Below are 14969 nucleotides of genomic sequence, written 5' to 3'. Positions count from 1 at the left end.
AACACCAACCCCCGCCCCTATGTGTGGCACAAGACCGCCGACCAGATTCTCAACAGCCTCGCCAACTACTGCCGACGCATCAACGACTCAGGTCACTAGTTTGCGGACGGGGCGAGTAGCTCCACTTCGGCCAGCGAAGCCGTCTTTGTCGGGACGAGTCGATAATGGGTGTAGGAACCGGGTGAATGGATGGAGAACACCCGAATCTGCCGGTCCCAGGTGAAGGATTCGCCGGATCGCCTGTCCAACTCGGACCACTTCAGCCCGTCTTGTGAGCCTTCCAGGACCCAAGCGGACGGCGCCTTTCCGGCTGTAGCCGAGGTGAGCGTGTACTGCGTGGCCTTCGTGGCCTTGCTCACTGGCAGGTCCGTCGGCCCGAACTCCGCCGATGTCGCGGAGGAATTGTCGAACAGCGGGCCGGAGCCGGTGATCGCGTCGCTCGCGGGGGCGGGCACTTTGTCGTCCTTGGTGATGGAGACCGGCGCCGCGTTCTTGCCGGTGCCCCACGACGACGGGCGCGCGCCCATGGTGAAGTCGAGCGTGCCGCCGCGCGCGAGCAGGTCGTGGGGGAGCGCCGTCGAGTTCCACGGCTTCCCGTCGACCTTCAGGGACTGCACGTACACGTTCCGCTCGCTGTTCTTCGGCGCCTTCACGACCAGGTCGCGGCCGTTCTCCAGATGGACGGTCGCCTTGGTGAACAGGGGTGAGCCGATCGCGTACTCGCCGCTGCCCATCACCAGCGGGTAGAAGCCGAGCGCCGAGAACACGTACCAGGCCGACTGCTCGCCGTTGTCCTCGTCGCCGTGGTAGCCCTGCCCGATCTCGCTGCCGTTGTACAGGCGCCGCATGACCTCACGGATCTTCTCCTGCGCCTTGTAGGGCTGGCCCGCCGCGTCGTACATGTACGTGACGTGGTGGGCGACCTGGTTGGAGTGGCCGTACTGGCCCATCCGCACGTCACGGGCTTCGGTCATCTCGTGGATGACGCTGCCGTACGAACCCGCGAACTCGGGCGACGCGGTCTCCGGCGTCGAGAAGTAGGCGTCCAGCTTCTTGGCGAGGCCCGCCTGGCCGCCGTACAGGTTGGCGAGGCCACGGGAGTCCTGCGGGGCGGTGAAGGCGTAGCCCCAGCCGTTGGTCTCGGTGTAGTCGTAGCCCCACACGCGCGGATCGAACTTGGCGCTGTCCACCCGCCACTGCCCGCTGGCGTCCTTGCCCTGGAAGAAGCCCGCCTTGGCGTCGAAGAGCTTCACGTAGTTCTGGGCGCGGCCCATGAAGTACGCCGACTCCTCCTTGTAGCGGGGCTTCTTCGTCTTCTCGTACAGCGCCTGGCCCATCTTCGCGAGGCCGTAGTCGTTCACATAGCCCTCCATCGACCAGGACAGGCCCTCGGGCGTGGAGGTCGGGGCGTAGCCGAGGAAGGGGGAGGTGTCCATGCCCTTGCGGCCCACCCCCGAGGAGGGCGGGGCGACCGTGGCGTTCTTCAGGGCCGCCTCGTACGCCGCCTCGGCGTCGAACTTCACGCCCTTCACATAGGCGTCCGCGAAGGCCACGTCCGAACTGGTGCCGGTCATCAGGTCCGCGTAGCCGGGCGAGGACCAGCGGGAGATCCAGCCGCCGTCCTTGTACTGCTGCACGAAGCCGTCGACCATCTCGCCGGCCTTCTTCGGGGTGAAGAGGGAGTACGCGGGCCACGTCGTCCGGTAGGTGTCCCAGAATCCGTTGTTGACGTACACCGTGCCGTCGACGACCTTCGAGCCGGTGTGCGTGGGGGTGTCCTCGCCGGTCTTCGGCGAGAAGGGGCTGGCGTACTGGTTCTTCGAACCGACCTTCTCGAAGCCGGAGTTGGGGTAGAGGTAAAGGCGGTAGAGCGAGGAGTACAGGGTGGTCAGCTGGTCGTGCGAGGCGCCCTCGACCTCGATGCGGCCCAGGATGTCGTCCCAGGCTTGCCGCGCCCGGTCCTTGATCTTGTCGAAGCCGGCCTTCGCGGGAATCTCGGCGGCCAGGTTGGCCTTCGCCTGGTCCACACTGATGAGTGAGGTCGCCAGGCGCAGGGTCACCGTGCGGTTCTTGCCGGGTTTGAAGCGCGCGTAGCCGGTGACGTCGGCGCCCCCGCCGCCGGGCAGTTTGCCGCTCGCGGTCACGGGCGTGTCGAAGACGCCGTACACGAAGAGCCGGCCGGCGCCCGTGGACAGGCCGCTCTTCACGTCCGAATAGCCGGTGAAGGATTGCGTCGCCGGGTCGAGCCTGAGCCCGCCCTGGTTGGTGACGTTGTCCAGGATCAGGCTCGCGTCGTCACCGGGATAGGTGAACCGCATCATCGCCGCGTGGTCGGTCGGGGTGATCTCGGTCTTGAGGCCGTTCTCGAAGGTGACGCCGTAGTAGTACGGCTTCGCGGTCTCGTTGTCGTGCTTGAAGGGCAGCGCGCGGGCGGTCCGGGAGGCATCGGGGGTGCCGGCCGCCGCCGACGGCATCACCTGGAACGTCTGCCGGTCGCCCATCCAGGGGCTCGGCTCGTGGCTGGCGCTGAAGGCCTGGAGGGTGGGCAGGTTGTCGGCGTTGTTGCGCCGCGCGTAGTCGTACAGCCAGTCCTGCGAGCCGGCGTTGGTGACCGGGGTCCAGAAGTTGAAGCCGTTCGGGACCGCGGTCGCGGGGAAGTTGTTGCCGCGCGAGAACGAGCCGCTCGAATTGGTGCCGCGGGTGGTCAGCGCGTAGTCCGAGAGGTGCCCGAGCGGCTTCTCGGGCTGCTTCGGCGCGATCGAGAGGTCGTCGATCCAGCCCTGGAACTTGGCCGGCCCCTTGGGGGAGTCGTACGCCACCAGGATCCGGTCCACCGTCCGGCCGGCGGCGACGGTGCCGATCACCGAGGAGACCTGGTTCCACTGGTTGACGTAGAGCGTCTTGGCGGCGCCCTGGCCCTGCGGGCTGAGAAGTCCGCCGTGCGAGTCCAGGGCCTTCAGGTCACTCAGATAGGTGCCGTCGGTGAAGGCCAGGTCCACGGACACGTTCGTGGCCGGGTAGCTGAGGTCGGTCTCCGCCATCGACGGGAAGATCTTGTAGTCGAGCTCGGTGTCCCGCCCGACGGGGAGGTTGACGTCGAAGACCTTGTTGTACGAGTAGGCCCGCCCGTCCGCCTTGTGGGTGCCGGCGTAGCGCAGCGCCCGCTTCCCGGTGAAGCCCGCGTTCGCCTTGGCGGTGGGGGAGCCGCCGGGGCCCCGGTCCGGCGCGGTCAGCATGTCCGGCGGGGTGGGGGTGCTGGTGTCGCCGTTGGAGAACTGGATGTCGCCGAGCTGGGTGATGGGGGCGCCGCCGTTGGCGGTGATCTCCAGGCGGTAGTGGGCGTACGCCGTGGTGTTCGCGAAGTCGTACGTCTTGGTCTGGAAGCGGTCCTTGAAGCTCTCGCCGGTGCGGCTGTCCAGGGTCTTCCAGTCCTTGCCGTCCGCCGAGCCCTTCAGGGTCCAGTCCTTGGGGTCCCGCTCGGGGGCGTCGTTGGCGGACGTCAACGCGTAGGTGACCGTCTTCACCGGTTCGGACAGATCGAATTCGAGCCAAGCCGTCGGCTGGAAGGCGAGCCATTTCGTGCTGGGCTGTCCGTCGACGAGGTTCTCCTTCACCTCGCCGCCGTCGGTGTTCTCGGCGCTGGCCCGGACGTCGGTGACCCTGTCGGTCACATTGCCCGGTATCCCGCTGGTGAAGCCGCCGTCGACGCCCGAGGCCCGCTTGTTCCCCGCGCGGTCCGTATCGACGGTATTGGTCCAGTCCGGCTGGGGTTGGCCCGTTTCGAACGAGGTGCTGAACCGGCCGCCGCCATGCGGCGGTTGGGCGGTCGCGGACGGCGCTCCGACGGCGGACTGCGCCGTCACTACGAGCAGGAACGAGGCCGCCACGAGGGCGGCCGCCGGTCCTCGTCGGTACCGGGATCTGGGCAGCATGCGAGCCCTTTCCTTCGGCGCAAGCCGGTCTCAGTCGGCAAGTGCGAGGTGGACAACGTTGTCAGAGTAGAAACGCAGGATCCAGTAGCGCGGCAAGTGCAGGTTGGTGTCAAGGGCGTTGGGAAGGAATGGATGGCCTGAATCATCCGGGGCAATGCAGCCGTCAAGGTGTGTAATGCGCGTCAAAAGCAGCAGCCTCCTCCACATTGGTACGTACCAATGGATATATCCGCGAGGTCTCAACTCGGGAAAGACTGTCGGCCAACCATGCTTTCGATCTTGCTCAGTTGACGGGAAGTGGACTATACCTGTCGGCGTCCGGGCAACCCGCTGAACGCGGGCGGGGGAACCGCGTGCGGGCCGGTCGGCCCGGGACCGGGCAGCCTCCGCGATGGATGTACGGCATCACTCACGCTTCAACTGTTCGCGGGCGTCGGCGGATTCCGCTGCACCGCATGAGTCCTGGAGAAGGCGAGGACTTGAGCATGGGATCCGAGATCAACCGCCGTGACGCACTCAAGCGGGCCATGGCAATCGGCCTGCTGGCGGTGCCGGCGACGTCACTGCTGAGCGCGTGTGCCAGTTCCGACAGCGGTGACAGCACCAAGAAGCCGAGCTCCCAGGGCACCAAGTCGGCGGACAATCCGCTCGGCGTCAACAAGGGCACCGCCCTTGAGGCGTTCGTCTTCAAGGGCGGATTCGGCGACGACTACATCAAGTCCGCCGAGGCCGACTACAACGCCAAGTACGGCATCACCATCAAGCACACCGGAACGCAGGCGATCGGCCCCAAGCTCCAGCCGCGTTTCGCGAGCAGCACCCCGCCGGACTTCATGGACAACTCCGGCGCCGACAGCCTCGACACCGCCGCCCTCGCCAAGACCGGCAAGCTCCAGGACCTCACCCCGCTCCTGGACGCGCCGACCATCGACGACCCGTCGAAGAAGGTCCGCGACGTCCTGATCGCCGGCACCGTCGAGCAGGGCCAGTTCGGGACCAAGGAGGTGTACGCGTTCAACTACGCGTTCACCGTCTACGGCACCTTCTACTCCAACAAGCTGTTCAAGGAGAAGGGCTGGACGTACCCGCAGACCTTCTCGGACATGCTGGCGCTCTGCAAGAAGATCAAGGCCGCGGGCATCGCCCCCTTCACGTACCCGGGCAAGTACCCGTACTACGTGCACTTCGACCTGCTGCACCAGATCGGCAAGATCGGCGGCAAGGAAGCCCTCAACGCGATCGACAACCTCGACGACGGCGCCTTCAGGACCGACGCGGTCAAGGAGGTCATCACGTACTACGAGGAGCTGGCCGGCCAGGGCTACTTCCTCCAGGGCTCCGAGGGCATGACCCACATCCAGATGCAGACCGCCTGGACGCAGGGCCGCGCCGCGATGGTGGCCGACGGCTCCTGGGTGGAGAACGAGGCGGCGCCCACCATGCCGAAGGACTTCGACCTCGCGGTCGGCTCCCTCATCGGCTCGGGCCCCAGCGACAAGCTGCCCTTCGGCGCCCTGTACGCGGCGGCCGGCGAGCCCTTCATCGTCGCCAAGGACGGCAAGAACCCGGTCGGTGGCATGGAACTGCTTCGCATCATGCTCAGCAAGAAGCAGACCACGAACTTCACCAACGCCATCAAGTCGCTGACCTGCGTCCAGGGCGCCGCCGACGGACTGACCCTCACTCCGGGTCTCACCTCGGCGAACGCCGCCCTGAAGGCGGCCGGGCCGAACGTGCTCAACTCCCGCCTGCAGGACTGGTACAAGAAGCTCAACAACGAGACCATCGGCAACCTGACCCTGGACCTGCTCTCGGGCAAGATCAAGGCGGCCGAGTGGATCGACAAGGCCCAGAAGGCGTCGGACGACACGAAGAAGGACTCCTCCGTCCCGAAGTTCAAGCACCTCTGACGAGGCCGCTTACCACTACTGGCTGAGACGAGAGCGACCGGCGACATGCGACACGGCAAGTACCGGTTCATCATCGGATTCCTGGCAATTCCCCTGGCGCTGTACGGGGTCCTCGTGATCTCGCCGTTCCTCCAGGACTTCCAGATTTCGATGACGAGCTGGAGCGGACTGACCCCCGAGAAGAACTTCATCGGGTTGGACAACTATCAGAAGCTGATCCACAACGACCTCTTCTGGAAGGCGTTGTGGCACAACGTCCTTCTGCTCCTGTGCGTGCCGGTCGTCACGCTGGCTTTCGGTCTCTTCTTCGCCTTCATGCTGAATGTCGGCGGCCGCCGCAAAGGTTCCGCGGGGGTCGCCGGCGTGCGGGGCTCCGGCCTCTACAAGGTGATCTTCTTCTTCCCGCAGGTCCTCTCGATCACGATCATCGCGATCCTGTGGCAGCAGATCTACAACCCCGACCCCCAGAACGGGATGCTCAACTCGCTTTTGGCGGACATCGGTCTGAGTTCGCTCCAGCAGTCGTGGCTCGGCGATTCCAATATCGCGCTGATCTGCATCATGGTCGTGATGGTCTGGGCGAACGTCGGCTTCTACGTCGTCCTGTTCTCCGCCGGAATGGCATCCATTCCGGGCGAGATCTACGAGGCGGCCCTCCTGGACGGCGCATCCCGGGTCAAGACGTTCTTCCGGATCACCCTGCCGCTGCTGCGGGACACGGTGGCCACCGCCTGGGTCTACATGGGCATCATCGCCATGGACGCCTTCATCTACGTACAGCTGATGTCCGTGAACGTCGGCGGCCCCGACGAATCCACCGACGTGGTCCCGCTGCTCCTCTACAAGACGGCGTTCCGGGACAACAGCCAGTACGGAATGGCCGCGGCCATGGGTGTCGCGATGCTCATCGTGACCCTGGTGTTCGCCATTCTCAGCATGCGTCTGTCGCGCCGCGAGCGCATCGAATTCTAGGGGTGGCGCGATGACGACCGAAACGATGAAGGTGGACGGCGAGCAGTCGTCCGCACCCGCCGCCAGCGCCGCCCGCTGGAAGTGGCGCAGCAGCGAGGGGGGCGTGCTCAACGCCTTCTCGCACGTGTTCCTCCTGGTCTGGGCGCTCATGGTGGGCGTGCCCCTGCTGTGGGCGCTGTGGAGCTCGTTCAAGACCTCCGGCGACATCCTCACCCACCCCTGGTCGCTGCCCACCGAGCTCCACTTCGACAACTGGTCGCGGGCCTGGAGCAAGGCGAACATCGGGCAGTACTTCCTCAACACCGCGTTCGTGGTGGGCCTTTCGACCTTCGGCACGATGCTGCTCGGCTCCATGGCGGCCTATGTGCTCGCCCGGTTCGAGTTCCCCGGCAACAGGTTCATCTACTTCCTGTTCGTCGGCGGCATGGCCTTCCCCGTGGTGATGGTGCTCGTACCGCTCTTCTTCGTCACGAAGAACCTGGGCATCCTGAACACGCTGCCCGGGCTCGTCCTGATCTACATCGCGTACTCGCTGCCGTTCACGGTGTTCTTCATGACGGCGTTCTTCCGCACGCTGCCGACCACGGTCGCCGAGGCCGCGTTGATCGACGGGGCCTCGCACACCCGCACGTTCTTCCAGATCATGCTGCCGATGGCCAAGCCCGGCATCATCAGCATCGGCATCTTCAACGTGCTCGGCCAGTGGAACCAGTACCTGCTGCCCCTGGTGCTCAACCAGGGCGACACCAAGAACTGGGTGCTCACCCAGGGCCTCGCGGACCTCGCCGTGCAGCAGGGCTACCAGGGCGACTGGGGGGCGCTCTTCGCGGGGCTCTCGATCGCGATGCTCCCCGTGCTCGCCGTCTACGTCGTCTTCCAGAAGCAGGTCCAGGCGGGCCTGACGGCGGGAGCGCTCAAGTAGCCGGACCGTAGCTCCACCCGATTCTCCCGACCGCCCGTGGGCCCCGTGCCCACGGGCGGTCGCGCGTTTCCCCGATCCGCTCCGCATCTGCTCAGGTCTTGACGGGAGACCACCCGTAAGGCTGAGCTTAGAGTTCACATGTTGGAGAAAAGACGGGGCCTCATTGCTGCGGCTCCGTGCGGGGGCGGCCGTCGTGCCGCCCGCCTACGGCGGGAGTGGATGAGTCGATGGAGACTCCGGGGTCGCAGACGTCACTGCACCGGGCCAACCTGGAGCGGGTCGTACGGGCCGTGCGCATGGCGGGCTCGCTCACCCAGGCCGAGATCGCCAGGACGACCGGCCTGTCCGCGGCCACCGTCTCCAACATCGTCCGCGAGCTGAAGGACGGCGGGACCGTCGAGGTCACCCCCACCTCGGCGGGCGGCCGCCGGGCCCGCAGCGTCTCGCTCAGCGGCTCGGCCGGCATCGTCATCGGCGTCGATTTCGGCCATACGCACCTGAGGGTGGCGGTCGGCAACCTGGCCCAGCAGGTGCTCGCCGAGGAGTCCGAGCCGCTGGATGTCGACGCCTCCTCCGCGCAGGGCTTCGGCCGGGCGGAAGAGCTGGTCAAGCGGCTGATCGCGGCCACCGGCATCGGCCAGGACAAGGTCATCGGGGTGGGTCTGGGCGTGCCGGGCCCCATCGACGTGGAGTCCGGCACGCTCGGCTCCACCTCGATCCTGCCGGGCTGGACCGGCATCAACCCCAGCGAGGAGCTCTCCGGACGCCTGGGCGTCCCGGTGTACGTCGACAACGACGCCAACCTGGGCGCGCTCGGCGAGCTGGTCTGGGGCAGCGGGCGCGGGGTGCGCGACCTGGCGTACATCAAGGTCGCGAGCGGTGTCGGCGCCGGCCTGGTGATAGACGGGCAGATCTACCGGGGGCCCGGAGGCACCGCGGGCGAGATCGGGCACATCACCCTGGACGAGTCGGGCCCGGTGTGCCGCTGCGGCAACCGCGGATGCCTGGAGACCTTCACCGCGGCCCGCTATGTGCTCCCCCTGCTCCAATCCAGCCACGGAGCGGACCTGACGATGGAGCGCGTGGTCCAGTTGGCCCGCGAGGGCGACCCGGGCTGCCGCCGTGTCATCGCCGACGTCGGACGCCACATCGGCAGCGGCGTCGCCAACCTCTGCAACCTCCTGAACCCCAGCCGGGTGGTCCTCGGCGGTGACCTCGCGGAGGCCGGAGAGCTCGTGCTCGGGCCCATCAGGGACTCCGTGTCGCGGTACGCGATCCCCAGCGCCGCACGGCAGTTGTCGGTTCTTCCGGGGGCGCTCGGCGGCCGTGCGGAAGTGCTCGGCGCGCTCGCTCTCGTACTGAGTGAAATGGGGGATTCGACCCTGTTGGACAGTGCTCTCCCCGCCTCGGCGCCTGCCTTCACTTAGATAACGGATGGCACCGTTGTCATCTCGTTAAGGATTTACTCCTTGACGGTGGGCTTAACGCCGAGTTGACTTCCAGCCACCTCGGCCGCAACGTCGCGGCCTCGTCAGGGAGGTTTCTGAAGTGAACACGAACATGCGTCGTGCCGCTGTAGCCGTTGCCGCCACCGCGATGGCCGTCTCGCTCGCCGCCTGTGGCAGTGCGAAGGAGTCCGGCGGCACCAAGTCGTCCGGCAGCGCCAAGAAGGGCGACGACCTCAAGATCGGCCTGCTGCTCCCCGAGAACCAGACCGCGCGCTACGAGAAGTTCGACAAGCCGCTGATCGAGGCCAAGGTCAAGGAGCTGACCAACGGCAAGGGCCAGATCGTCTACGCGAACGCCAAGCAGGACGCGACGACCCAGAACCAGCAGGCCGACACGATGATCACCAACAAGGTGGACGCGCTCATCGTGGACGCGGTCGACGCCAAGGCCATCGCGGGCTCGGTCAAGAAGGCCAAGGACGCCGGCATCCCGGTCGTCGCCTTCGACCGCCTCGCCCAGGGGCCGATCGACTCCTACGTGTCCTTCGACAACGAGGAAGTCGGCCACGTGCAGGGCAAGGCCCTCCTCCAGGCCCTGGGCGACAAGGCCAAGTCCGGCGACATCGTCATGATGAACGGCGCCGTAACCGACCCGAACGCCGCGCTCTTCAAGAAGGGCGCCCACGCCGAGCTCGACGGCAAGGTGAACATCGGGAAGGAGTACGACACCAAGGAGTGGAAGCCCGAGAACGCCAACTCCAACATGGAGGCCGCGCTCTCCGCCCTCGGCAAGGACAAGGTCATCGGCGTCTACTCCGCCAACGACGGCATGGCGGGCGGCATCATCACCGCCCTCAAGGCGGCCGGCCTCGCCAAGCTCCCGCCGGTCACCGGCCAGGACGCCGAGCTCGCGGGTGTGCAGCGGATCATCACGGGCGAGCAGTACATGAGCGTCTACAAGTCCTACCCGCAGGAGGACGCCATCGCCGCCGAGATGGCGGTCAAGCTCGCCAAGGGCCAGGACCTCGGCTCGCTGGACGCCAAGAAGGTCGACTCGCCGACCACCAAGGCCGTCCCGTCCACGATCGTCCCGGTCGTCTCGCTGACCAAGGACAACATCAAGGACACCGTCATCAAGGACAAGATCTACACGATCGCCGACATCTGCACGGCCAACTACAAGGCCGCCTGCGACGCGCTCGGCCTCAAGTAGGTCCCCCCGCCAAGTCCCTTTCCGTACAAGGGACTTGAGTACTCCGAAAGCTCCTCCGGCGCCCCCGCGCCCGCCTTTTCAGCCCCGTTGCGGCGCGGGCGCCGGACGGAACGTTTCCCCTTCTTCGAGTTCCCTTCGGTTCTCTCTGTTCTCTTCTGCTCGACCTCCGCGCCCCCACCCCTTCGGGCGCGGCATCCCCGCCGGTCAGGCGGCGAAGGAGATGGTTCACGTGTCCGCTACGCCCGTGTTGGCGTTGCGCGGGGTCTCCAAGCGGTTCGGTGCCGTTCAGGCGCTCACCGACGTAGAGCTTGAGGTCCACGCCGGTGAAGTGGTCGCCCTGGTGGGCGACAACGGCGCCGGAAAGTCCACGCTGGTCAAGACGATCGCCGGCGTGCACCCCATCGATGACGGCGTCATCGAGTGGGAGGGCAAGGCCGTCCAGATCGCCAAGCCGCACGACGCCCAGACCCTCGGCATCGCGACCGTCTACCAGGACCTCGCGCTGTGCGACAACATCGACGTCGTCGGCAACCTCTACCTCGGACGTGAGCTGAAGAAGCGCGGCGTCCTCGACGAGGTCGAGATGGAGCGCCGATCGCGCGAGCTGCTCACCACGCTGTCGATCCGCATCCCGAGCGTGCGCATCCCGATCGCCTCGCTCTCCGGCGGCCAGCGCCAGACCGTGGCCATCGCCCGCTCGATGCTCGGCGAGCCCAAGCTCGTCATCCTCGACGAGCCGACCGCGGCGCTCGGCGTCGAGCAGACCGCCCAGGTCCTGGACCTGGTGGAGCGGCTGCGCGAGCGAGGCCACGCGGTCGTCCTCATCAGCCACAACATGGCCGATGTGAAGGCCGTCGCCGACAAGGTCGCGGTGCTCCGGCTCGGCCGGAACAACGGTGTCTTCGACGTGAAGAGCACCTCGCAGGAAGAGATCATCTCCGCCATCACCGGGGCCACGGACAACGCCGTGACCCGCCGTGCGGCGCGCAACGCGGAGGCTCAGAAGTGAACACCGACAAGACCTCCCCGACCGACCTCGGCAAGCCGCACGCGGCTCCCGTGGACGCGCCGCCCGCGGCGGACGCGGCGTCCACCGCCGTCGACCCCCGCCTCCTCGTGCGCGAGCAGGGCTTCGCCGGCTACCTCGGCGAGTTCAAGCGCAAGGTGCGGGCCGGTGACCTGGGCGCGCTGCCCGTCATCGTCGGCCTGGTCATCATCTGCATCGTCTTCCAGAGCCTGAACTCAAGGTTCCTCTCCGCCGGCAACCTCTCGGACATCTCCGTCGCCATGGTCGGCACGGGCATGATCGCGGTGGGCATCGTCTTCGTGCTGCTGCTCGGCGAGATCGACCTGTCGGTGGGCTCGGTCAGCGGTGTGGCGGGCGCCTCTTTCGCGGTGCTCAACATCACCCACGGCATGTCCGAGTGGCTGGCCCTGGTCCTGGCGATCCTCACGGGTGCGGTCGCGGGCACCATCCACGGCTACATCTTCGCGAAGATCGGTGTTCCCGCCTTCGCCGTCACGCTGGCCGGTCTGCTGTTCTGGAACGGCTTCATGCTGAAGATCCTCGGCGAGAACGGCACGATCAACACCAACGACTCGGGCGTCTTCTACAACCTGTCCAACTACTTCTTCAGCGACATCGCGGTGGCCTACGGCGCGGCTGCGGTCGCCGTCGCCGCGTTCTTCCTGTCGGCCTTCTCCGACAGCCGCCGCCGGGAGGCCGCGGGCATCCCGTCCCGCCCGCTCGGCGAGATCGTGCTGCGTACGGCGCTGCTCGCCGTGGTGGCGTTCGCGGCCGCGTACATGTTCAACCAGAGCAAGGGCCTGCCGCTGGCCGTGGTGATCTTCCTCGCGGTGCTGATCCTCACGGACTTCGTGCTCCGCCGCACCTCGTACGGCCGCAAGATCTTCGCGCTCGGCGGCAGCGTCGAGGCCTCGCGCCGGGCGGGCATCAACATCGTGATGGTCCGCACCTCGGTCTACGCGATCTCCGGCACCTTCGCCGCGGTCGGCGGTCTCTTCATCGCCTCCAAGATCAGCGCGGCCAACCAGGGCGCCGGCAGCGGCGACCTCCTGATGAACGCCATCGCGGCGGCCGTCATCGGCGGCACCAGCCTCTTCGGCGGCCGCGGCCGCACCTGGAACGCGCTCCTCGGCGTGCTGGTGATCACGTCGATCCAGTACGGCCTCGCCCTCGAAGGCGTCGCCGCGGCGATCCAGCAGATGATCACCGGCGGTGTGCTCCTGATCACCGTGATCATCGACGCCGTCACCCGCAAGACCCAGAAGTCCGCGGGCCGCGCCTGACCTGCCCGCTTGCCGACGTGCCCGGTACCCCTGAGGTGCCGGGCACGTCTGCGCGCGGCAGCGGCCGTCAGCCACCCGGGTGACGCGGAACGCACCGCCCCGCGACTACGGTCGCGGGCGGAACATTAGACTCAACGGATCGGCATGCTCGACCAGCACGGATGCAAGGAGGCACGGGTGCCGCTGCTTACCCGTATCAGGGGACCGCGCGATCTTGACCGGCTCAGCCCGGAGCAGCTCGACCAGCTGGCGGCGGAGATCCGGACCTTCCTGGTGGACGCGGTCTCCAAGACCGGCGGACACCTCGGTCCGAACCTCGGTGTGGTGGAACTGACCATCGCACTGCACCGCGTTTTCGAATCCCCCAGGGACAAGGTCCTCTGGGACACCGGACACCAGAGTTACGTCCACAAGCTGCTCACGGGGCGGCAGGACTTCTCGAAGCTGAAGATGAAGGGCGGCCTCTCCGGCTACCCGGCGCGCGCCGAGTCGGAGCACGACTTCATCGAGAACAGCCACGCCTCCACGGTCCTCGGCTGGGCCGACGGCCTCGCCAAGGCGAACGAGGTGCTCAAGAAGGACGACCACGTGGTGGCCGTCATCGGCGACGGCGCCCTCACCGGCGGCATGGCCTGGGAGGCGCTGAACAACATCGCCGCCGCCAAGGACCGCCCCCTGGTGATCGTGGTGAACGACAACGAGCGCTCGTACGCGCCGACCATCGGCGGCCTCGCCAACCATCTGGCCACCCTGCGCACCACCGACGGCTACGAGCGCTTCCTGGCCAAGGGCAAGGACCTCCTGGAGCGCACCCCGGTCGTCGGCAAGCCGCTGTACGAGACCCTGCACGGCGCGAAGAAGGGCCTCAAGGACTTCATCGCCCCGCAGGGCATGTTCGAGGACCTCGGCCTCAAGTACGTCGGCCCCATCGACGGCCACGACATCGACGCCCTGGAGTCGGCCCTGCAGCGCGCCAAGCGCTTCGGCGGCCCGGTCATCGTGCACTGCCTCACGGAGAAGGGCCGCGGCTACCAGCCGGCGCTCGCGGACGAAGCCGACCGCTTCCACGCCGTCGGCAAGATCCACCCGGACACCGGCCTGCCCGTGTCGACCTCCGGCCTCGACTGGACCTCCGTGTTCGGCGAGGAGATGGTCAAGCTCGGCAAGGAGCGCGAGGACATCGTCGCGATCACCGCGGCCATGCTCCAGCCGGTCGGCCTCGACAAGTTCGCCAAGGCCTTCCCCGAGCGGGTCTACGACGTCGGCATCGCCGAGCAGCACGCCGCGGTCTCGGCCGCGGGCCTGGCCACCGGCGGTGTGCACCCGGTCTTCGCGGTGTACGCCACGTTCCTCAACCGGGCCTTCGACCAGGTCCTCATGGACGTCGCCCTGCACAAGTGCGGCGTGACCTTCGTGCTCGACCGGGCCGGTGTCACCGGCACCGACGGCGCCTCGCACAACGGCATGTGGGACATGTCGATCCTCCAGGTCGTGCCCGGCCTCAGGATCGCGGCCCCGCGCGACGCCGACCAGGTACGGGCCCAGCTGCGCGAGGCCGTCGAGGTCGAGGACGCCCCGACCGTCGTGCGCTTCTCCAAGGGCGCGGTCGGCCCCGCCGTCAAGGCCGTCGGCCGCATCGGCGGCATGGACGTGCTGCGCCGGCCCTCCTCGGAGACCGTGCGCCCGGACGTGCTCCTGGTCTCCGTCGGCGCGCTCGCGCCGATGTGCCTGGAGATCGCCGACCTGCTCGACGCCCAGGGCATCTCGACGACCGTGGTCGACCCGCGCTGGGTCAAGCCGGTCGACGAGGCCATGGCGCCGCTCGCCGAGCAGCACCGCGTCGTCGTCACTGTCGAGGACAACAGCCGCGTGGGCGGCGTCGGTTCGGCGATCAGCCAGGCGCTGCGCGACGCGGGCGTCGATGTCCCGCTGCGCGACTTCGGCATTCCGCCGCGCTTCCTCGACCACGCCTCGCGCGGCGAGGTCATGGCGGAGATCGGCCTGACCGCGCCGGACATCGCACGTCAGGTCACCGGTCTCGTCTCGAAGCTGGACGGCCGGTTCGAGGAGAGCCGGGCCGCCGTGGAGCCCGCCCGCGACTGATGATGTGACCGTTCGGTCAACGGGCCGGACCGATCTCCCTGTACGGGTGATCGGTCCGGCCCGTTCGCGTGAATAAAGCGCTCAGCCCGGTACCCGTACCGCCACTCCTCCCGATCATGGCGAGGACGTTGAGCTAGCGGAGGTGCACGGGTGGCCAGT

General features: G+C 67.4%; 9 protein-coding genes. 8 read left to right on the top strand and 1 reads right to left on the bottom strand.

Annotated elements, in window-relative coordinates:
- Positions 1-95: 95 nt before the first annotated feature.
- The gene (locus tag ADK54_RS32910) at positions 96-3932 is read right to left on the bottom strand and encodes a GH92 family glycosyl hydrolase (RefSeq protein WP_053729447.1); all 3837 of its coding nucleotides are present in this window, start codon (positions 3930-3932) and stop codon (positions 96-98) included.
- Positions 3933-4417: 485 nt separating this feature from the next.
- Between ADK54_RS32910 and ngcE the strand changes: the two genes are divergently transcribed.
- From ngcE to dxs, 8 genes are all read left to right on the top strand, one after another.
- Positions 4418-5842 carry an N-acetylglucosamine/diacetylchitobiose ABC transporter substrate-binding protein gene (ngcE, locus tag ADK54_RS32905; protein ID WP_053729446.1) on the top strand — a complete coding sequence of 475 codons (1425 nt, stop codon included), beginning with the start codon at positions 4418-4420 and terminating at the stop codon, positions 5840-5842.
- 45 nt (positions 5843-5887) lie between these two features.
- A complete protein-coding gene (locus ADK54_RS32900) occupies positions 5888-6814 on the top strand; it encodes a carbohydrate ABC transporter permease (protein WP_053729445.1) in 927 nt (308 codons plus the stop codon).
- Positions 6815-6839: 25 nt separating this feature from the next.
- Entirely contained in the window at positions 6840-7736 is an 897-nt protein-coding gene (locus ADK54_RS32895) for a carbohydrate ABC transporter permease (RefSeq protein WP_234392293.1), read from the top strand.
- Between the two features lie 227 nt (positions 7737-7963).
- Positions 7964-9163: an ROK family transcriptional regulator gene (locus tag ADK54_RS32890; RefSeq protein ID WP_053729443.1), complete on the top strand. Its 1200-nt coding sequence runs from the start codon at positions 7964-7966 to the stop codon at positions 9161-9163.
- 133 nt (positions 9164-9296) lie between these two features.
- Positions 9297-10397, top strand: a complete 1101-nt coding sequence (locus ADK54_RS32885; protein WP_199827080.1) for a sugar ABC transporter substrate-binding protein — start codon at positions 9297-9299, stop codon at positions 10395-10397.
- 220 nt (positions 10398-10617) lie between these two features.
- A complete protein-coding gene (locus ADK54_RS32880) occupies positions 10618-11406 on the top strand; it encodes an ATP-binding cassette domain-containing protein (RefSeq protein WP_053729442.1) in 789 nt (262 codons plus the stop codon).
- Complete coding sequence (locus ADK54_RS32875; RefSeq protein WP_053729441.1) at positions 11403-12707, top strand: sugar ABC transporter permease; 1305 nt, start codon at positions 11403-11405, stop codon at positions 12705-12707. Before ADK54_RS32880 ends, ADK54_RS32875 begins: the two co-directional genes overlap by 4 nt.
- Positions 12708-12884: 177 nt before the next feature.
- A complete protein-coding gene (dxs, locus tag ADK54_RS32870) occupies positions 12885-14810 on the top strand; it encodes a 1-deoxy-D-xylulose-5-phosphate synthase (protein ID WP_053729452.1) in 1926 nt (641 codons plus the stop codon).
- Positions 14811-14969 lie beyond the last annotated feature (159 nt).

It is taken from the genome of Streptomyces sp. WM6378, from assembly GCF_001279695.1.
In the GTDB taxonomy this organism is placed as follows: Bacteria; Actinomycetota; Actinomycetes; order Streptomycetales; family Streptomycetaceae; genus Streptomyces.
The sequence above is the reverse complement of the archived record's forward strand: the minus strand, read 5'-3'. Positions and strand labels throughout refer to the sequence as shown.

Bases quoted from the DNA above. Each gene is read 5' to 3' on its own strand.
- ADK54_RS32910 (WP_053729447.1), bottom strand. From the start codon at position 3,932: ATGCTGCCCAGATCCCGGTACCGACGAGGACCGGCGGCCGCCCTCGTG.
- ngcE (WP_053729446.1), top strand. From the start codon at position 4,418: ATGGGATCCGAGATCAACCGCCGTGACGCACTCAAGCGGGCCATGGCA.
- ADK54_RS32900 (WP_053729445.1), top strand. From the start codon at position 5,888: ATGCGACACGGCAAGTACCGGTTCATCATCGGATTCCTGGCAATTCCC.
- ADK54_RS32895 (WP_234392293.1), top strand. From the start codon at position 6,840: ATGAAGGTGGACGGCGAGCAGTCGTCCGCACCCGCCGCCAGCGCCGCC.
- ADK54_RS32890 (WP_053729443.1), top strand. From the start codon at position 7,964: ATGGAGACTCCGGGGTCGCAGACGTCACTGCACCGGGCCAACCTGGAG.
- ADK54_RS32885 (WP_199827080.1), top strand. From the start codon at position 9,297: ATGCGTCGTGCCGCTGTAGCCGTTGCCGCCACCGCGATGGCCGTCTCG.
- ADK54_RS32880 (WP_053729442.1), top strand. From the start codon at position 10,618: ATGGTTCACGTGTCCGCTACGCCCGTGTTGGCGTTGCGCGGGGTCTCC.